We start from the raw sequence: 18,895 nt of genomic DNA on the forward strand, positions 1-18,895 counted from the left end.
GTTGTGCAAGAGGGATCGCTTGTCTATGGTATCTTTGCGACAGACCGCAATTCGCCAGATTCGGGTCGGACTCCCAAGGTGAGCGCCGATTCGCTGATGCCGGGACCAACCTCCCAGGATCAGCCGATCGCCGGTCACGGGGCCGACCAAGGGGCTGCGGCGTCGCCCCCGACACCGCCTGTCCGGCCATCCGCGCCGGAGGGACGTCGCGGGGTGGCGCGTTCGGATTGGCGGTGAGAGGACGAAACCTCGAAGCTGGCTGTGGCCGCAAGGCGGCAGCCCGGCGCGTGTCGACCGGGCCGTCCTGGCTGCTCTCGTCAGCGCCGTTCGACGGTTCCGGTCCGTCGTGCCGTATGCTTCGCCCACAACAGACGCTGCGTCCAGGCGGCCCGACCGGTCGCGCGGGTTCCCTGGGTCGCGCCGTTGAGGACCGTATATGGCCAAGCGCATGCTGGTGGACGCCACGCACCCGGAAGAAACCCGGGTTGCCGTGGTCAATGGGAACCGGCTGGAAGAACTCGATTTCGAGATCGCCAGCCGCAAGCAGCTGAAGGGCAACATCTACCTGGCGAAGGTGACGCGGGTCGAGCCTTCGCTTCAGGCGGCCTTCGTGGAATATGGCGGGAACCGCCACGGCTTCCTCGCCTTCTCCGAAATCCATCCCGACTATTACCGCATTCCCATCGCCGACCGCGAGGCCCTGCTGGCCGAGGAGCGCCGGCTGGAAGAGCAGGCGGAAGCCCGGGCCGAGGCCGCCGCCGACGGCGCCGTGATGGGCGAACCGATCCGCCCCGAGCAGATCGTCGAGGAATGGTCGCCGATGCCCTCCCCCATCGCGCCCGAGGCGTCGGATGAGGAAGACGGCGACGACAACGGCGAAGACACCGAGTCCGGTGACGAGCAGGCCGCCCAGACCGAGGGCGCCGCACAGTCCGCCGACAGCCCCGACATGGTCGGCGGCGACGAGGATGAAGAGGCCGAGACCCAGCGCCGCCGTTCGCGCCCGCTGCGTTCCTACAAGATCCAGGAAGTGGTGAAGCGCCGGCAGGTCATGCTGGTGCAGGTGACGAAGGAGGAGCGCGGCAACAAGGGTGCGGCGCTGACCACCTACCTGTCGCTGCCCGGCCGCTACTGCGTCCTGATGCCCAACACCGGCCGCGGCGGCGGGATTTCCCGCAAGATCACCAACCCGGCCGACCGCAAGCGCCTGAAGGAAATCCTGTCGGACCTCGACATTCCCGATGGCATGGCGGTCATCCTGCGCACCGCCGGGCTGGAACGTTCCAAGCCCGAGATCAAGCGCGACCTGGAATATCTCCTGCGCCTGTGGGACGACATCCGCGAACAGACGCTGAAGTCGTCGGCGCCCTGCCTCATCTATGAAGAGGCGAACCTGATCAAGCGGTCGATCCGCGATCTCTACGCCAACGACATCGACGAGATCTGGGTCGAGGGCGAGGCCGGCTTCCGCACGGCGCGCGAGTTCATGGACATGCTGATGCCGGGCCACTCCCAGCGCGTCCAGCTGTACCGCGACAGCCAGATCCCGCTGTTCCACCGCTATCAGGTGGAAACGCAGATCGACGCCATCCACAGCCCGGTGGTGCAGCTGCGCTCCGGCGGCTACATCGTCATCAACCCGACCGAGGCGCTGGTCTCCATCGACGTCAACTCCGGCAAGTCGACCCGCGAGCGCAACATCGAGGAAACCGCCTACAAGACCAACCTGGAGGCCGCCGACGAGGTGGCGCGCCAGCTGCGTCTGCGCGATCTGGCCGGTCTGATCGTCATCGACTTCATCGACATGGAGGAGCCGCGGAACAACGCCGCCGTCGAGCGCCGCATGAAGGAGGCGATGAAGAACGACCGGGCACGCATCCAGCTCGGCCGCATCTCCGCCTTCGGCCTGCTGGAGCTGTCGCGCCAGCGTCTGCGCCCGTCGCTGCTGGAGACCAACTTCGAGCGCTGCCCGCACTGCTCGGGCACCGGTGTCGTCCGTTCGGTCGAATCCGCCTCGCTGCACGTCCTGCGCGCCATCGAGGAAGAGGGCATCCGCAAGCGGTCGGCCGAGATCACCATCTACGTGCCGACCTCCATCGCGCTCTACATCCTCAACCAGAAGCGCGGTGAGCTGGCCAAGATCGAAGAGCGTCATGCCTTCAGCGTCATGGTCCAGGCCGACGATACCCTGATCGCCCCGGACCACCGTCTGGAGCGCAACAAGGCCCGCCTGCCCGACGAGGAAGGCCCGCTGGTCAGCGCCGACCGCGTGATGGCCGAGACCGACCGCGCGCTCGCCGCCGAGCCGGTCCAGCCGATGGAGGAGCCGGAAGCCGAGGTCGAAGCCGCCCAGGTCGAGGAGACCGCCGAGCGTGCCGAGACCAACGGCGATGGCAATGGCGAGGACCGCCGTCGTCGCCGTCGTCGTCGTCGCGGCCGTGGCCGTGACCGCGAGGAAGGCCGGGCCGAGGGCGACACCGCCGAGGGCGAGGGCGAGACGGAGGAAGCCGGTCAGGAGACCGAGGAGACCGTTCTGCCGATTGCCGCCGAGGCGATCCCCGGTGCCGCCATCTCCGAACCCGACGCCGAGTCGGCTGAAGCCGAAGGCGAAGGCGACGACGAGGATGAGGACGGTGAGGACGAAACCGGCGCCGACGCCGGCGAGCGCAACGGCGAAGGCCGCAAGAAGCGCCGCCGCGGCAAGCGCGGTGGCCGTCGCCGGTCGCGCCGCGAGGGTGCGGAAGGCCTGGAGGGCGGCGAGGAGGCCGGTTCCGAGCAACCCGCCGCTCCGGTTCAGGCCACTCCGGCCCCGGCCCCGGCTCCGACCGAGGCGAGCGACCTCGACTGGATCCTGGCCGGCGATACGGCCCCGGCGGTCGAGCAAGCTCCGGTTCCGGTGACCGCCACCGAGCCGCCGGTGACCGCTCCGGCTCCGGCCGAAGCCGCCGCGGCAAAGGCTCCGGCCAAGAAGGCGTCGCGCAAGCGGAAGGCCGCTGCCGAGGCTCCGGCCGAGGCTGCCCCCATGGCCGCTCCGGCAGTTGCCGAAGCCCCGGCCAAGGGCCGCAAGCGCAAGGCCGCCGCTGCGGTCGAAGCGCCGGCGGAAGCCGCTGCCGAAGCCGCGCCGGCCAAGAAGGCCTCGCGCAAGCGCAAGGCTGCCGCCGAAGCCCCGGTGGAGGCCGCTCCCGTGGCCGCTCCGGCCGCTGCCGAAGCCCCGGCCAAGGGCCGCAAGCGCAAGGCCGCTGCCGCCGCCGAAGCCCCGGCGGAAGTCGCGACCGACAAGGCTCCGGCCAAGAAGGCGTCGCGCAAGCGCAAGGCCGCTGCCGAGGCTCCGGCGGAGGCCGCGCCGGTCGTTGCCGCGCCAGCTCCGGTGCCTCAGCCCGCTCCGGCCGCCGAACCCGCCAACGAGCCGGCTCCCGCCGGTGACGAGGACGAGGCGAATGCCAAGCCGCGCCGCGGCTGGTGGAAGCGGTAAGCCCAACGGCCCAACCGGGACCTCTGGAACGGGAAAAGGCGCCGCAAGGCGCCTTTTCCTTTTCCCGGACGTTATCACCCCTGCCACAGGACAGGTCGGACCATGAGCAAGGCCTTCACCCGCGAGAACGACACGCCTGACGACGACGATCTCGACGATCCGGCACCGCTGCCGCAAGGCTTCAAGAACTACATGACTCCGCCGGGCTTCCAGCGCATGCAGGAGGAGTTGCGCCACCTGCTGCGGGTGGAGCGGCCGAAGGTGGTGGAGGTGGTGTCCTGGGCCGCCGGCAACGGCGACCGGTCTGAGAATGGCGATTATCTCTATGGCAAGAAGCGCCTGCGCGAGATCGACCGCCGCATCCGCTTCCTGAACAAGCGGCTGGAATCGGCGGTGGTGGTCAATCCGCAGGACCAGAAGAACCGCGAACAGATCTTCTTCGGCGCCACCGTCACCTATGCCCGCGAGGATGGGTCGGAGAACACCATCACCATCGTCGGCGCCGACGAGGTCGACCCCGACCGCGGCCATGTCAGCTGGATCTCCCCCATCGCCCGCGCCCTGCTGAAAGCGCGGGAGGGTGATCTGGTCGACGTCCGTACCCCGGCGGGGATGGAGCAGGTGGAGGTGTTGGAGATCAGGTACGCGGGGTGAGGAGTAGCTATGACGGATGCCCCCTCCCCACCCTCCCCCGCTATCGCGGGAGAGGGGGTAGGACGCTTGCCAGCGTTGCCGATCCGCCGAAGCGGCGGAGTTCCCTCTCCCGCCAAAGGCGGGGGAGGGTTAGGGAGGGGGCATCAACGCCGAACCCTCACTCCGCCGCCGGCTGGTAGATTTCCCCGCCCGACTCGCGGAACTTCTGCGACATCTCGGCCATGCCGGACTCCGCGGCGTCGCGGATTTCCTGCGTGATCTTCATCGAACAGAATTTCGGCCCGCACATCGAACAGAAATGCGCGGTCTTGGCGCCCTCCGCCGGCAGGGTCTCGTCGTGGTAGGCCATCGCCGTGTCGGGGTCGAGCGACAGGGCGAACTGGTCGCGCCAGCGGAAGGAGAAGCGGGCGCGCGACATGGCGTCGTCACGCAGCCGCGCCGCCGGGTGGCCCTTGGCGAGGTCGGCGGCATGGGCGGCGATCTTGTAGGCGATGACGCCGGCCTTCACGTCGTCGCGGTCCGGCAGGCCCAGATGCTCCTTCGGCGTGACGTAGCAGAGCATCGCCGTGCCGAACCAGCCGATCATTGCCGCGCCGATGGCGCTGGTGATGTGGTCGTAACCCGGCGCGATGTCGGTCACCAACGGCCCGAGCGTGTAGAAGGGCGCCTCGCCGCACAGTGCGATCTGCTTCTCCACATTGTGCTTGATCTTGTGCATCGGCACGTGGCCCGGCCCCTCGATCATCACCTGCACGTCGCGCGCCCAGGCGATCTTGGTCAGCTCGCCCAGAGTCTCCAATTCGGCGAATTGGGCGGCGTCGTTGGCGTCGGCCTGGCTGCCCGGCCGCAGACCGTCGCCCATCGACAGCGCCACGTCATAGGTCCGGCAGATCTCGACGATGTCGGCGAAATGGTCGTAGAGGAAATTCTCGCGGTGATGCGCCAGGCACCATTTGGCGATGATCGACCCGCCGCGCGAGACGATGCCGGTCACCCGCTTGGCGGTCAGCGGGATGTGGGCCAGCCGCAGACCGGCATGAATGGTGAAGTAATCGACGCCCTGCTCCGCCTGTTCGATCAGCGTGTCGCGGAACAGCTCCCAGGTCAGATCCTCGGCCTTGCCATTCACCTTCTCCAGCGCCTGATAGATCGGCACGGTGCCGATGGGAACCGGGGAATTCCGCAGGATCCACTCGCGGGTCTGGTGGATGTCGGCGCCGGTGGACAGGTCCATCACGGTGTCGGCGCCCCAGCGGATCGACCAGACCATCTTCTCAACCTCCTCCTCGATCGAGGAGGTCACGGCGGAATTGCCGATGTTGGCGTTGATCTTGGTCAGGAAGTTGCGGCCGATGATCATCGGCTCCGACTCGGGGTGGTTGACGTTGGACGGGATGATCGCCCGCCCGCGCGCCACCTCGTCACGGACGAATTCCGGGGTGATGAAGTCGGGGATCTCGGCACCGAAATCCTCGCCGTCGCGCGCGGCCTCCAGCGCGGCGGCGCGGCCGAGGTTCTCGCGGACGGCGATGTATTCCATCTCCGCAGTGACGATGCCGGCGCGGGCGTAGGCCATCTGGGTCACGGCCCCGCCGCCCTTGGCCCGCAGCACGCCGCTGTCGGTGGTCTCGACATCGCCACGCGCCAGGATCCAGTCGCGGCGGTGCTTAGCCAGCCCGGCCCGCACGTCGATGGCGACCGACTCGTCGGTGTAGGGGCCGGAAGCGTCATAGACGGTCAGCGGCGGCTCGCCGCCCGACAGCGCGATCTCGCGCAGGGCGACGCGCAGGTCGGGAAAGCGCGTGCCGGGCACATGGATTTTCCGCGACGACGGCAGCGGGCCGGTCGAGATGCGGATGGCGTTCTCGTTGAAGTCCTTGGGCATTGGGTTTCTCCGTCGGAGTTGGGCGGACAAACCCGGGACTGCGGACGGAGGTGCGGTATCTTCGTGCAGGCCGTTCCCCGGCATAGCGGAGCCGATACGGCCGGACGGGGGCGTGGTCGGCCCGTCACGAGGTCCCTCCCTTCGCCGGTATGACCCGGATCAGGTTCGAAGGGTCACCACGCTGCCGGCGACGCTTGGCGCCGTCCGGCCGTTGGTATCTCAGCCCCCTGTCGGGACCCCCCTGGAATGCGCCCATCCTGCCGACGACGGACGCGCCTGTCAAAAGGAAAGCGCCGCGGACGATCCGCCTGCCATATTGTGGAAACGCGCTACATCCAGCGTTTCGACCGCACATAGACCATCGGCAGCAAAGCCGACAACAACATCAGCCCCAGGGCGCTGGCATAGCCGAAGGGCGAGCCGCTTCCGGGCATGTCGGTGAAGTTCATGCCGCCGATGCTGGCGACCAGGGTCGGCGGATAGAGCAGAACGGTCAGCACCGACACGATCTTGACGATCTCGTTCTGCTCGACGTTGATCTGGCCCAGCGCCGTATCCAGCGCCAAAGCGACCTTGCCGGCGAGGAAATTGGCATACTGGTCGAGCCCGCGCAGGTCCTGCAGCGTGGTCTTGGCCCAGCGCCGCGTCGCCTTGCCGGAATTCCAGCCGTCGCCGCGCGCCAGGAAATCGGTCATACGGGTAAGGCTGGCCAGACTGACCCGCGCCTTACCGATCAGATGGCCGGCATGGCCGATGCGCTTCAGCGTCTGGGCATCATCGAGCGTCTCGCCACGGGACCGCAGCTTGCGCCCACGGAAATAGCGGCGGTTCAGCGCATCCAACTCCACCCCGGTCCGTCGCAACACGACGGAGGTGCGGTCGATCATCCCATCCACCAACGCCGCCAGCACCAATTCGCCACGGGCGGCCGAGATCTCGCCATGGGTGGCGCGGCGGCGGAAGGCAAGCAGCGCCTGCGGATCGATGTCGTGGATGGTCACCAGCCGCCGCCCGGCCAGCACGAAGCTGACGGTGGCGATGCGCGGCTCGTCGGTGTCGGCCCAGACCAGCGCGGTGACGGTCATGGTCAAGGTGCCGCCGGTCACGCGCAGACGGCTCGACTCCTCGATCTCCGCCATCTGCTCGCGGGTGGGCAGGCCCGTTCCGATCAGCGCCTCCGCCCGTGCCAACTCTTCGGACGTCGGATTGATGAGGTCGAGCCACACGGCGGAGTCGGGCAACGGCGCCGCCTCGTCCGATGCCGCCTCCCTGACCCAGCGCAGCAGACCGCCGTCATTGACGAAGACATGCAGCAAGGCTGTGCTCCTTGCGTGGTTCGCGTCGGCACGCGGCGTTACGTCACCCGGCCGCCGCGCCTCGGCTTCGCGGGCGGCGGCGCCTTGTCCCCGTCATCGAGGTCCAGCGCCGCGCCCTCGGCCTTCAGCGCCTGTTCCAGCTTGCGCCGGAAGGCGCCGCCGTCCCGCTTGGCGTCGAGGAAATGGCCGACCGCCTCCTTCGCCGCGTCACTGTCGTAGGGAACCTTGCCCAACGCCGCCAGCCTGGCGCGCTCCACCAGCTTCGGGTCCATCTTCTCGCGGATGGCCTTCATCTGGCGGAGCAAATCCTTGCGCAGGTCGGACATCAGTCCCCCATATTCCGGCGTCAGGCCTTACCGATCAGGGTGCCGGCGCCGCCTTCGGTGAAGATCTCGAGCAGCAGCGCATGCGGCACGCGGCCATCCAGGATAACAGCTGCGTCGACGCCCTGCTCCACCGCGCCGATGCAGGTCTCGATCTTCGGGATCATGCCGCCCGAGGCGGTGCCGTCGGCGATGGCCTTGTGCGCATCCGCCAGCGACATCTTCTCGATCAGCTTCTTTTCCTTGTCGAGCACACCGGCGACGTCGGTCAGCAGGAAGAAGCGCGCCGCCTTCACCGCCGCTGCAACCGCACCGGCCGCCGTGTCGGCGTTGATGTTGTAGGTGTCGCCGTTCACGTCGAAGCCGACCGGCGCGATCACCGGGATGACGTCCGACTTGGCGAGGGCCTGCAGGATCTCCGGATTCACCTTGTAGGGCTCACCGACGAAGCCCAGGTCCAGCACCCGCTCGATGTTGCTGTCGGGGTCGCGCTGGACACGCTCCAGCCGGCGGGCGGTGATCAGGTTGCTGTCCTTGCCCGACAGGCCGACGGCGCGGCCGCCGGCGCTGTTGATGGCGGCGACGATCTGCTTGTTGATGGAGCCGGCCAGCACCATCTCGACCACCTCGACCGTCTCCTTGTCGGTGACGCGCAGGCCGTCGATGAAGCTGGACTTGATCTTCAGGCGCTCCAGCATCTGGCCGATCTGCGGCCCACCGCCGTGGACGACCACCGGGTTGATGCCGACCTGCTTCAGCAGCACGATATCGCGCGCGAACAGCTCCGCCAGACCGGCGTCGCCCATGGCGTGGCCGCCGTACTTGATGACGAAGGTGCTCCCGGCATAACGGCGCATGTAAGGCAGCGCTTCGGACAGGGTACGGGCCTTGGCGAGCCACTCGTCACGGGTGGGAGTCTGCACGGGAGGATGCCCTTTGTCGGGATGGAGTGTTGGGTCTCTTTAACGGAAAGGCCGGCCGGTTGCCTAGGGGGCAATTTAACGGTCACATACCCCCACGCCTGCCTCCCGCGGTCGCCGCCGCCGTACCGCCGGCCGGACGCCACAATCCGGCCAGCCGCGTCATCGGCTGCGTCAGCGCGGTGACCGCCACCGCCATCAGCACCATCGCCGAGAAACAGGGACCGGACAGCACGCCGGCCTCCAAGAGAACGGTCAGCACGATCACCTCCATCAGCCCCTTGCACGGCATCAGCGTGCCGAGCCTGAGCGCGTCCGGCCAGGACTCGCCGGTCCAGCGGGCGGGCAGCGTGGTACCGGCCATCTTGCCGGCGAACGTGGCAAGGCTGGCGAGCGCAAACACCGTCCATTGCGCCGGGTCGTCCAGCGTCAAATTCACCTTCAGCCCGGTCAGCGTGAAGAAGAAGGGCAGCAGGATCAGCGTCGAGAAATGCTCCAGCCGGTCGAGGATGGCGGCGGCGTAGCGGCGTGGCATGGCGCTGCCTGCGATGAAGGCGCCCAGGATGTAATGCAGTCCGATCAATTCGGTCATCGCAGCCGAGGCCAGAAGCGCCGCACAGGTCACCACCACCGCGGTGTCGCCCATCCGCCCATCCGGCGCCACCCGCTCCAGCAGTCGGTCGAGCAGCGGGCGCACGACCAGGACCGTCGCCCCGACATAGGCGAAGCCGAGCAGCCCGACTTTCGCGACAGCCCAGGGATCGCCGCCGCCATCGGCCGTGGACCATGCCAGAACCGCGGTGATCAGCAGCCAAAGCAGCGCGTCGTTCACCGCGGCATAGCCCAGCGCCAGACGCCCGACCCGGTCGCCGAGCAAATCCATCTCGCGCAGGATGGCCCCCAGCACCGGCAGGGCGGTGACGCCGACGCAGATGCCGAAGCCGGCGGCGAACAGGCCGGGGGTCGCATGCGGTCCGGTCATGCCGGGAAAGGCGCCGGCCAGCCACCAGCCCAAGGCGCCACCCAACAGGGTCGGCACCAGCATGCTGGACAGCGCCACGGTGGCGAAGGCCCCTCCCCGCCCACGGAACTCGGCGGGATCGAGATGCAGGCCGGTCAGGAAGGCAAAGAAAACGACGGCCATCAGGGCCAGACCGGACAGCGGCGCCAGTGCCGTCGGCGCGAACAGAACGCCCCACAAATCCGGCACCAGCCGGCCGAGCAACGACGGCCCCAGCGCCACCCCGAACAGGATCTGGATGACCACCATCGGGGCGATGTGGCGCCCGCCGCCGAGCCGCCACAGCAGAAACGGCCCGGCGATCAGCAGCAGGGCCTGCATCAGGAACAGCAGCGCGGGGGAAATGCCACCCACCGCCGCCGGCCCTTATTCGGCGGCCAGGGCGAGTGCCGCGAGGCTGGCGCGCAGCTCGGCGATGCCGGTGCCCTTCTCCGAACTGGTGACATGGATGTCGGGGAAGGCTGCCGGGTGCTTCTTCAGCCCCGCCTGGGTGTCGCGGCGGATCCTGTCCAGATCCGCGGCCTTCACCTTGTCCGCCTTGGTCAGCACGACGACGTAGGGCACCGCCGTGCGGTCCAGCATCTCCATGATCTCATGGTCGTTGGGCTTCAGCCCATGACGCGAATCGATCAGCACCAGCGCCCGGCGCAAGGTGACGCGGCCGCGCAGGAACCGGCGGACCATGTCGTTCCACGCCTCCACCTTCTCCTTCGATTCCTTGGCATAGCCGTAGCCGGGCATGTCCACCAGCTTCAGCCGGTCGCCGAGGTTGAAGAAGTTGAGCTGCTGCGTGCGGCCCGGCGTGTTGGAGGTGCGGGCCAGCGTCTTGCGCCCGGTCAGCGCGTTGACGAGGCTCGACTTGCCAACATTCGACCGTCCGGCGAAGGCGACCTCCGGCAGGTCGGCCTCCGGCAGCTGATTCAGCGCGTTGGCGCCCCAGACGAAGTCGCACTCCTTGGCGAACAGCAGCCGCCCGGCCTCCAGCGCGGCCTCGTCGAAGCCGGAAACGATGCTGGGGGTGTCGGGGGTCGGCGTGTCGGGGGTGGTCATGGCGGGCGCTCTCGTTGGGATCGGCTAAAAAACATACCGCCGGCAAAGGCCCGTCAAGGGTCTTTGCCGGCGGCAGGTCTCAGAAACTGGGCAGCGGTCGGATCAGGTTGATCAGGCCTTCACGCCCATGCGCTTCATGATGGTCCACTGCTGCAGGACCGACAGCGAGTTGTTCCAGGCCCAGTAGATCACCAGACCGGCCGGGAAGCCGGCGAGCATGAAGGTGAAGACGATGGGCAGGAACTGGAACACCTTCTGCTGGACCGGGTCCGGCGGGGCCGGGTTCATCTTCTGCTGGAACCACATGGTCACGCCCATGATCAGCGGCCACAGGCCGAGATGCAGCAGGTGCGGCGGATCCCAGGGAATCATACCGAACAGGGTGAACAGGTTCGTCGGATCGGGCGAGGACAGGTCGTGGATCCAGCCGAAGAACGGCGCATGCCGCATTTCGATGGTCACGAACAGCACCTTGTAGAGCGAGAAGAACACCGGGATCTGGATCAGGATCGGCAGGCAGCCGGACACCGGGGAGACCTTCTCGCGCTTGTACAGCGCCATCAACTCCTGGTTCATGCGCGCCTGATCGTCGCTAAACTTCTCGCGCAACTCCTGCATCTTGGGCTGCAGGGCCTTCATCTTGCTCATCGCCTGATAGGACTTGTTGGCGAGCGGGAAGAAGACGGCCTTGACGCAGACGGTCAGCACCAGGATGGCGATGCCGAAGTTGCCGATGACACGGCCCAGGAAGTCCAGCGCGTAAAAGAACGGCTTGGTCAGGAAGTAGAACCAGCCGAAATCGATCGCGAGGTCGAAGTTCTTGATGTTCAGCTTCTCGGAGTAGCTGTCCAGCAGCTTCACCTGCTTGGCGCCGGCGAACAGGCGACCGGTGTTCTCGACCGAGGCACCCGGCGCCACCGTGACCGGCGCACCCATGGTGTCGGTCTGGTAGCGGTCGAAGTTGGCGACCTGGTTGTAAAGGAAGCGCGCGGTGACCTTCTCGTTCGGGTCGGGCACCAGCGACACCAGCCAGTACTTGTCGGTGATGCCGATCCAGCCGCCGGTGGTGTCCTTGGCGATCGAGCCGGCCTTGCGGACGTCGTCGTACTTCTCTTCGGTCAGCGAGCCGTTGAAGACACCGAGCGGGCCTTCATGCAGGATGTAATAGCCCGACGTGTGCGGCGTGCCGGTGCGCGACACCAGGCTGTAGGGCAGCAACGTAACCGGGTTGGCGCCGGTGTTGCGGACCGACTGCGTCACCGTGAACATGAAGTCCGGGTCGACGGCGATCTTGCGCTCGAACACCAGCCCCTGGCCGTTGTCCCAGGTCAGGGTCAGCGGCTTGTCCGGGGTCAGCGCGGTGCCGTCGGCGGTCCAGCGGGTGGTCGCGGTCGGGGTGGCGATGCCGGCGCCCTGCGGCACCCAGCCGAACTCGGCATAATAGGCGGCGGGCGTGCCGGCCGGGGCCAGCAGCACGATCTCCGGGCTCTTCGGGTCCGGCGTCTCGTGGTACTGCGCCAGCGTCAGGTCGTCGATGCGGCCGCCGACGAGGTTGACGGACCCGTGCAGGGCCGGCGTGTCGATCTTCACGCGGGTGCCGGCCGCCAGCTGCTCGGCGAGCAGCTCGGGGCGCTCCTTCGCGACCTCTGCCGTGCCAACGGAGGCCGTGCCTGGGGGCTGCTGGGCGGGCACGCCGGGGGCCGGCACCGGCACCGACTGCTCCGTCTGGGCGGCCTGCTGGGCGGCGAGTTGCTTCTGCTGCTCCACCCGCGGCTTTTCGTAGAAATACTGGAAGCCCAGCAGGATGGCGATCGACAGGGCAATCGCGATGATGAGGTTGCGTTGGTCGGTCATGGCGTCCCGGTTGCCGTGGGGCCTTTGGAAGAAGGGCGGCGTGTGCGCGGCCTTGTTACGGGTTTTCGCCGGGCTGGGCAACCGCCGCATGCCCTTTTTCCCGCAGACCACAGCGATGGGACGCCTTGGGCGCCCCCTGCGGAGCGGGATCGGGCACGGGATCCCATCCCGACCCGCCCCAGGGATGACAACGCCCGAGCCGGCGCACGGTCAGCCATCCCCCCCGGATGGCCCCATGCTTTTCCAGCGATTCGATGGCGTAGCAGGAGCAGGTCGGCTGGAAACGGCAATGCCAGCCCACGAAGGGCGACAAGGTCCAGCGATAGAGATAAACAAGCGCGCGGAGCAGGTGCGCGAGCGGGCTGAGGCCGGCGATGCGAAACATGACGTCGCGGGCCTCCTACCCTTCCGCCTCGCGCCACAGGCCGAGACGCTTCAGCCCGGCGGTCAGGTCGCCGAGCAGGTCAGTCCACGGCCGCTCGGCCGTGCCGCCGCGGGCGACCAGGACGAAGTCGTGGCCGGGCGCCGCATGAACGGTCAAAATCTGCCGTGCGGCCTCACGCAAACGGCGGCGGGCGCGATTGCGCACCACCGCGTTGCCGACCTTGCGGCTCGCCGTCAAACCGAAACGGATCGGCGGACCGCCGTCGGCGGGCCGCTGCTTGTCGTCGTGCCGGCGCACCTGGAGGATCAGGCCGGGAGCCACATGCTTGCGCCGTGTCCCGGCCACGGCCAGAAATTCCGGCCGCCGCATCAGGCGCCCGACCTCGTGGTCCGGCGCCGCCATCGCGGGGATCAGGCGCTCAGGACCTTGCGGCCGCGGGCGCGGCGACGGGCGATGACCTTGCGGCCGCCGACGGTCGACATGCGGTGGCGGAAGCCGTGGCGACGCTTACGCACGATTTTGGACGGCTGGAACGTGCGCTTCATGGCGCCTACTCCTTAAGCTTTGCTGATGGTGACGGGAAGAAGACGCCCAGCCGGATGGCCGGGCGCCGAACCTATGAACCTGAAACGAACCGGTAGGCGCCTTACTCGGCAGCCCGGCGGCCGTTGACCATGCCGCGGCCGGTGGTGCGCTCGGCGATGCGGGCGGCCTTGCCGCGCAGATCGCGCAGGTAGTACAGCTTGGCGCGGCGGACGGCGCCCTTGCGGACCAGCTCGATCGAGTCGATGCGCGGGGAGTACAGCGGGAACACGCGCTCCACGCCCTCGCCATAGCTGATCTTGCGGACGGTGAAGGAGCTGTTCACGCCAGCGTTCTTGCGGGCGATCACGACGCCCTCATAGGCCTGGACACGCTCGCGCGTGCCTTCGACGACCTTCACGTTCACGCGGACGGTATCGCCCGAGGAGAACTCCGGGATCGTCTTGCCACCGAGGGCCTTCTCGATCTGCTCCTGCTCGAGCTGCTGCAACAGGTTCATAGCACTACCCCTTTTCTATCGGCGCGCCTCGCGGCGGACCGTCACTCCGGTTTCGGGTCGCGCCGGCGAGCCTGCCGCCGACCCTTGTTCGTAACAGTTTCTGCCGGACGGCTCGCCTGGTAGAGCGACCACAGGTCCGGCCGTCGGGCCTCCGTGATCTTCTCCGCCTCGGCCAGCCGCCAGGCCTTGACCTTTCCGTGGTGACCGGACAGCAGAACCTCCGGCACCGCGCGTTCCACACCCTGCCCGTCGGTCCAGACCGCTGGCCGGGTGTAGTGGGGGTATTCGAGCAACCCCCGTTCGAAACTCTCTTCGCCCGCCGTCTCCACGTTGCCCATGACGCCGGGGAGCAAGCGCACCACGGCATCCATCAGGCTGAGCGCGGCGAGTTCCCCGCCGGACAGCACGAAATCCCCGAGGCTGACCTCTTCGAGGCCGTGCGCATCGAGGACCCGCTGGTCCACCCCTTCGTACCGGCCGCAGAGCAGCGTCACCACCGGGGTGGCGGCCAGCTCCTTGACCAGTTCCTGGTTCAGCACCCGTCCGCGAGGCGACAGATAGATCGCCCGGCCGCGTCCCGGTGCCCCCACAGGTCCCGCCGTCGCGGTCAAAGCCGCGTCCAGCACGTCGGGCCGCATGACCATGCCGGCCCCTCCGCCGAAGGGGGTGTCGTCGACGGAGCGGTGTTTATCGCGCGCGAACGAGCGAATGTCCACCGATTCCAGTGCCCAGACTCCATTTTCCAACGCCTTGCCGGCCAGCGAGTGGCCGAGCGGCCCCGGAAACATTTCCGGGAACAGCGTCAGAACCTTGGCCGTCCAGACCCGCGGACCGTCGGCGCCGTGATTCACGGTCCCTCCTCCCCGCGCTGGTCTCCGCCCTCTTCCCCCTCGCCCTCCTCCGCCTCGTCATCGGAACCCTCGCGGGCTTCGATCACGGCCGGAAGATCGACGACGATGCGACCGCCCCGGACATCGACCACCGGCACGCAGGCCTTGGAGAAGGGAAGCATCTCCAGCGGCCCGCCGGCGGTTCGGACTTCGAGCACGTCGCCGGCTCCGAAATCGTAGATCGCCTTTACCGTGCCGTAGACGGTTCCGTCGGCGAGTTCCGCACGCAGGCCGATCAGGTCGGCATGGTAGAACTCGTCCTCGTCCTCCGTCGCCGGCAGGGCGCCGCGGTCCACATAGAGCCGCACACCGGCCAGCGCCTGCGCCTGTTCGCGGCTGGTCACCCCGTCGACCTTGGCCAGGAAGTTGTCCTTGACCATGCCCTGGAGCGTCACCGTGAAGCGGCGGGCGCCGGCTTCGTCCGACAGCGGGCCATAGGTCATGATGTCGGCGGGTTCGGCGGTGAAGCTGCGCAGCTTCACCAGCCCCCGCACGCCGTGCGATCCCGCGAACTGGCCGACACAGATTTTGGCGGTCATCGAAGGAGCACCCGGCACGTCGTCACGACCTCAACCCTGAACTCAGCCTTCAGCCGCGGCGGCGGCAGCGGCGGCCTCGGCCTTCAGACGCTCCTGCGCCTTGGCCTTCGGAGCCGACTTCTTCGGGGTCTCGCGGACGGCGGGCTTCTCGACCAGGCCGGCATTGGCCAGGAAGTGCACCACGCGGTCCGTCGGCTGGGCGCCGACCGACAGCCAATGCTTGGCGCGCTCGGCGTTCAGGATGATGCGCTGCTCGTGCTCGCGCGGCAGCATCGGGTTGTAGGTGCCGATCTTCTCGATGAAGCGGCCGTCACGCGGGCTGCGGGCGTCCGCGATGACGATCGAGTAGAACGGACGCTTCTTCGCACCACCGCGAGCCAGACGAATCTTCAGAGCCATTGGTCGAAACTTTCTCTTCTCAAGTCAAACAGGTATCAGGTGATTTCGTAAGGCGGTCAGGTCAGCCGAAAGGCCCCTTGCCGCCAAAGCCGCCGAGTCCCTTCGGCAGCAGATTTCCGAGGCCGCCGCGCAGCATCCCCTTCTTTCCAAGCTTCTGCACCTGCTTCATCATTCCGCGCATGGTCTCGAACTGCTTCAGCAGCTTGTTGACCTCCTGCACCGAGGTGCCGGAACCGGCGGCGATGCGCTTGCGGCGCGAAGCCTTGATGATGTCGGGGTTCTTGCGCTCCGCCTTGGTCATCGAGGAGATGATCGCCTCCTGGCGCTTGATCATCCCGTCGTCGACGTTGGCGTCCTTCAGCTGGTCCTTGATCTTGCCGATGCCCGGCAGCATCCCCATCAGGCCGGACATGCCGCCCATCTTGCGGAGCTGCTTCAGCTGCATCGCCATGTCGTCGAGGTCGAAGCCCTGGCCCTTCTCCATCTTGCGGGCGAGCTTTTCGGCCTCGTCCTTGTCGATGGTCTCGACGGCCTTCTCCACCAGCGACACCACGTCGCCCATGCCGAGGATACGGCCGGCGATGCGGTCGGGGTGGAAGGACTCCAGCGCGTCGATCTTTTCGCCGACGCCCAGCAGCTTGATCGGCTTGCCGGTGATCTGGCGCATCGACAGGGCGGCACCGCCACGGGCGTCGCCGTCGATGCGGGTCAGCACGATGCCGGTGATGCCGACCTTGTCGTTGAAGTTGGTGGCGACGGTGACGGCGTCCTGGCCGGTCATCGCGTCGGCGACCAGCAGCGTTTCCGCCGGCTTGGTCGCGTCGCGGACCGCCGCGACCTCCGCCATCAGCTCCTCGTCGATGGCGAGGCGGCCGGCGGTGTCGAGCATGACGACGTCGTAGCCTTCGAGACGGCCGGTCTCGATGGCGCGTTTGGCAATGGCGACCGGGTCCTGGCCCGGCACGATCGGCAGCGTCGCGACGCCGGTCTGCTCGCCGAGAACCTTCAGCTGTTCCTGCGCGGCCGGACGACGGACGTCCAGCGAGGCCATCAGGACCTTCTTGCGCTCCTTCGTCTTCAGACGGAGCGCGATCTTGGCGGTGCTGGTCGTCTTGCCCGAGCCCTGCAGGCCGACCATCAGGATCGGCACCGGGGCGGCGGCGTTCAGGTTGATGTCGGCGCCTTCGCCCAGCATCTCCACGAGGTTGTCGTGGACGATCTTGATGACCTGCTGGCCGGGAGTGACGGACTTCAGCACCTCCTGCCCGACGGCGCGTTCCTTCACCTGGGTGACGAACTGCTTGACGACGGGCAGCGCGACGTCGGCCTCCAGCATCGCCACGCGAACTTCGCGCAGTGCTGCGGAGACGTCCTCCTCGGTCAGCGCGCCACGGCGGCGCAGCTTGTCGAAGATGTCGCCCAGGCGTCCGGTCAGGCCTTCGAACATGCGTTACTCGTTCCCCAGTTCCGGGTCCAGCGTCAGAGCCGCCACCCGCACAAGCACGAAAGCGCCAGTGCGCGAACCTCGCGGACTGGCGGAGATACCCGGCATGGGGCCGGGGTACCCGGTCTATCGACTTGGCGGAAGACAGGTCGGCGGACCATAGAGAAGCCGGGACCACGAGTCAACCGTTGCAAGCGGTCCTCGGACTCCCGCCGAAGGTCGCCCTTGCGGGAGCGCGGTTATCGGTCGCAACCTTGTCACAGTCCGCAGACTCTTAACCAAATTTTGGCGACTCTTTCGGATTATGGGTTACCAAATAGAGAAGGTATGCCGGCGATGTCGTCCGCCCAGGGCTTCGGGTCCAACAGTCCGCGCACCAAGCTGACCCAGAGCCAGCTCAACGCGATCCTGTTGCGGCACCAGGCATTCCGTAAGAGCCAGCCCGGCGGCGTACGCGCCAATCTGAAGATGCGGGACCTGTCGCATCTCGACCTGTCCGGCATCGACCTGTCCGACGCCGATCTGTCGGGCGCCAAGCTGTTCAGCGCGCGGCTGACCGGCGCCAATCTTTCCAACGCCAACCTCTATGCCGCCGACCTGCGGCTCGCCAACCTTGAGAAGGCCGACCTGCGCCGGGCCGACCTACGCGGCGCCTGCCTGCGCGGCGCGGTGTTGAGCGAGGCGACGCTGGTGGAGGTCGACCTGCGCGACGGCACGTTGCTGCATTACGACGCCAGCGGCGAGATGTACGCGCAGGAATATGAGGATTCGGTCCTGACGTCGGAACTGACGGCGGCGACCATCCGCGGCGCCGACCTGTCGCGGGCAAAGATCGCCAACGCCTTCGTCATGCAGACCGACCTGACCGACGCCATCCTGCGCGGCACGAAGTTCATGCGGGCCAACCTGACCGGCTCCAACCTGACCGGCTGCGACCTGACCGACGCCGACCTGACGGAGGCCAACCTGTCGGGCGCCCGCTTGTCGGGGGCGGTGATGACCGGCTGCGCCATCAACCGCACCAACTTCAGCGGCGCGACCATGATCGGCGCCATCCTCGACGCCGCCCAGATGCGCTCGCCCAACCTGCAGGCGGCGGTGCTGGCCAAGACGCTGGAGAACCCGGAAGACGACCTGCGCGAGATGCTGATGGAGCATCTGAGTTGGATCGACAGCGGCGGCAAGGCCGGCAAGCGCGCCGACCTGTCGGCGCTGGACCTGTCGGGCCGCAAGCTGGACGGCATCAACCTGTCGGCGGCGATCCTGCAATGCATCGCGCTGCGCGGCGCCAACCTGTCGGGGGCGGCGATGGCGATAGCCGACCTGTCGTTGGCCGACATGCGCAAGGCCAACCTGTCGAAGGCCGATCTGCGCGGCGTGAATTTCGAGCGCGCCACCCTGACCGGTGCCGACCTGACTGGCGCCCAGCTTGGCCCCGTCCATATCCAGACGATGAGCGGCCACATCTGGCGCGCCAATCTGCAGCGCGCCCGGCTGGGCATGGCGCTGCTGTGCAAGGCCGACCTGCGCAAGGCCAACCTCGCCGGGGCAAATCTGGCCGGGGCGGACCTTACCGGCGCCGACCTCAGCGAAGCCGATCTGACTGGCGCCGACCTGACCGGGGCCGTGCTGGACGGCGCCACGATGGATCAGGCGATCGTCGAGGAAGCGATCGGGCTGGCCAGTTGAAGCGGTCGCCCC

18 protein-coding genes and 1 riboswitch are annotated in these 18,895 nt (G+C 67.8%); of the genes, 3 read left to right on the plus strand and 15 right to left on the minus strand.

Features of this window, described 5'->3' with window-relative positions; translation table 11 throughout:
* The first annotated feature begins 436 nt into the window (after positions 1 to 436).
* Both TSO5_RS02700 and greB read left to right on the plus strand, forming a co-directional pair.
* Positions 437 to 3,472 (plus strand): ribonuclease E/G, encoded by a 3,036-nt coding sequence (locus tag TSO5_RS02700; RefSeq protein WP_109150125.1) that lies wholly within the window; start codon positions 437 to 439, stop codon positions 3,470 to 3,472.
* Positions 3,473 to 3,574: 102 nt separating this feature from the next.
* Positions 3,575 to 4,126 carry a transcription elongation factor GreB gene (greB, locus tag TSO5_RS02705; protein WP_109150126.1) on the plus strand — a complete coding sequence of 184 codons (552 nt, stop codon included), beginning with the start codon at positions 3,575 to 3,577 and terminating at the stop codon, positions 4,124 to 4,126.
* 157 nt (positions 4,127 to 4,283) lie between these two features.
* On the opposite strand, the gene thiC is transcribed toward greB, so the two are convergent.
* From thiC to ffh, 15 genes are all read right to left on the minus strand, one after another.
* Positions 4,284 to 6,011 (minus strand): phosphomethylpyrimidine synthase ThiC, encoded by a 1,728-nt coding sequence (gene thiC, locus TSO5_RS02710; protein ID WP_109150127.1) that lies wholly within the window; start codon positions 6,009 to 6,011, stop codon positions 4,284 to 4,286.
* A gap of 119 nt (positions 6,012 to 6,130) precedes the next feature.
* Positions 6,131 to 6,264: riboswitch (TPP riboswitch) on the minus strand.
* A gap of 76 nt (positions 6,265 to 6,340) precedes the next feature.
* Entirely contained in the window at positions 6,341 to 7,327 is a 987-nt protein-coding gene (locus TSO5_RS02715; RefSeq protein WP_109150128.1) for a CorA family divalent cation transporter, read from the minus strand.
* 38 nt (positions 7,328 to 7,365) lie between these two features.
* Positions 7,366 to 7,653, minus strand: coding sequence for a hypothetical protein (locus TSO5_RS02720; protein ID WP_109150129.1), 288 nt, complete (start codon positions 7,651 to 7,653; stop codon positions 7,366 to 7,368).
* A gap of 20 nt (positions 7,654 to 7,673) precedes the next feature.
* Positions 7,674 to 8,573: an acetylglutamate kinase gene (gene argB / locus TSO5_RS02725; RefSeq protein ID WP_109150130.1), complete on the minus strand. Its 900-nt coding sequence runs from the start codon at positions 8,571 to 8,573 to the stop codon at positions 7,674 to 7,676.
* A gap of 82 nt (positions 8,574 to 8,655) precedes the next feature.
* Positions 8,656 to 9,945, minus strand: a complete 1,290-nt coding sequence (locus TSO5_RS02730; RefSeq protein ID WP_109150131.1) for a cation:proton antiporter — start codon at positions 9,943 to 9,945, stop codon at positions 8,656 to 8,658.
* A gap of 12 nt (positions 9,946 to 9,957) precedes the next feature.
* Positions 9,958 to 10,641 (minus strand): ribosome biogenesis GTP-binding protein YihA/YsxC, encoded by a 684-nt coding sequence (gene yihA, locus TSO5_RS02735; protein ID WP_199230789.1) that lies wholly within the window; start codon positions 10,639 to 10,641, stop codon positions 9,958 to 9,960.
* A 111-nt stretch (positions 10,642 to 10,752) separates the two neighbouring features.
* Positions 10,753 to 12,495 carry a membrane protein insertase YidC gene (gene yidC / locus TSO5_RS02740; RefSeq protein WP_109150170.1) on the minus strand — a complete coding sequence of 581 codons (1,743 nt, stop codon included), beginning with the start codon at positions 12,493 to 12,495 and terminating at the stop codon, positions 10,753 to 10,755.
* Positions 12,496 to 12,550: 55 nt separating this feature from the next.
* Positions 12,551 to 12,880 (minus strand): membrane protein insertion efficiency factor YidD, encoded by a 330-nt coding sequence (gene yidD / locus TSO5_RS02745; protein ID WP_109150132.1) that lies wholly within the window; start codon positions 12,878 to 12,880, stop codon positions 12,551 to 12,553.
* A gap of 15 nt (positions 12,881 to 12,895) precedes the next feature.
* The gene (rnpA, locus tag TSO5_RS02750) at positions 12,896 to 13,282 is read right to left on the minus strand and encodes a ribonuclease P protein component (protein ID WP_109075298.1); all 387 of its coding nucleotides are present in this window, start codon (positions 13,280 to 13,282) and stop codon (positions 12,896 to 12,898) included.
* Positions 13,283 to 13,290: 8 nt separating this feature from the next.
* Positions 13,291 to 13,425 carry a 50S ribosomal protein L34 gene (gene rpmH, locus TSO5_RS02755; protein ID WP_098740538.1) on the minus strand — a complete coding sequence of 45 codons (135 nt, stop codon included), beginning with the start codon at positions 13,423 to 13,425 and terminating at the stop codon, positions 13,291 to 13,293.
* A 101-nt stretch (positions 13,426 to 13,526) separates the two neighbouring features.
* Entirely contained in the window at positions 13,527 to 13,922 is a 396-nt protein-coding gene (gene rplS / locus TSO5_RS02760) for a 50S ribosomal protein L19 (protein WP_109150133.1), read from the minus strand.
* A gap of 41 nt (positions 13,923 to 13,963) precedes the next feature.
* On the minus strand, positions 13,964 to 14,773 hold the full coding sequence (gene trmD / locus TSO5_RS02765) for a tRNA (guanosine(37)-N1)-methyltransferase TrmD (RefSeq protein WP_109150134.1): 810 nt from the start codon (positions 14,771 to 14,773) through the stop codon (positions 13,964 to 13,966).
* Positions 14,770 to 15,351 carry a ribosome maturation factor RimM gene (gene rimM, locus TSO5_RS02770; RefSeq protein WP_109150135.1) on the minus strand — a complete coding sequence of 194 codons (582 nt, stop codon included), beginning with the start codon at positions 15,349 to 15,351 and terminating at the stop codon, positions 14,770 to 14,772. Before rimM ends, trmD begins: the two co-directional genes overlap by 4 nt.
* A gap of 42 nt (positions 15,352 to 15,393) precedes the next feature.
* Positions 15,394 to 15,750, minus strand: coding sequence for a 30S ribosomal protein S16 (gene rpsP / locus TSO5_RS02775; protein ID WP_063633821.1), 357 nt, complete (start codon positions 15,748 to 15,750; stop codon positions 15,394 to 15,396).
* A gap of 61 nt (positions 15,751 to 15,811) precedes the next feature.
* Complete coding sequence (ffh, locus tag TSO5_RS02780) at positions 15,812 to 17,197, minus strand: signal recognition particle protein (protein WP_109075295.1); 1,386 nt, start codon at positions 17,195 to 17,197, stop codon at positions 15,812 to 15,814.
* 333 nt (positions 17,198 to 17,530) lie between these two features.
* On the opposite strand from ffh, the gene TSO5_RS02785 reads away from it, so the two are divergent.
* On the plus strand, positions 17,531 to 18,883 hold the full coding sequence (locus TSO5_RS02785; protein WP_109150171.1) for a pentapeptide repeat-containing protein: 1,353 nt from the start codon (positions 17,531 to 17,533) through the stop codon (positions 18,881 to 18,883).
* The last annotated feature ends 12 nt before the right edge of the window (positions 18,884 to 18,895 follow it).

The organism is Azospirillum sp. TSO5 (genome assembly GCF_003116065.1).
In the GTDB taxonomy this organism is placed as follows: Bacteria; Pseudomonadota; Alphaproteobacteria; order Azospirillales; family Azospirillaceae; genus Azospirillum.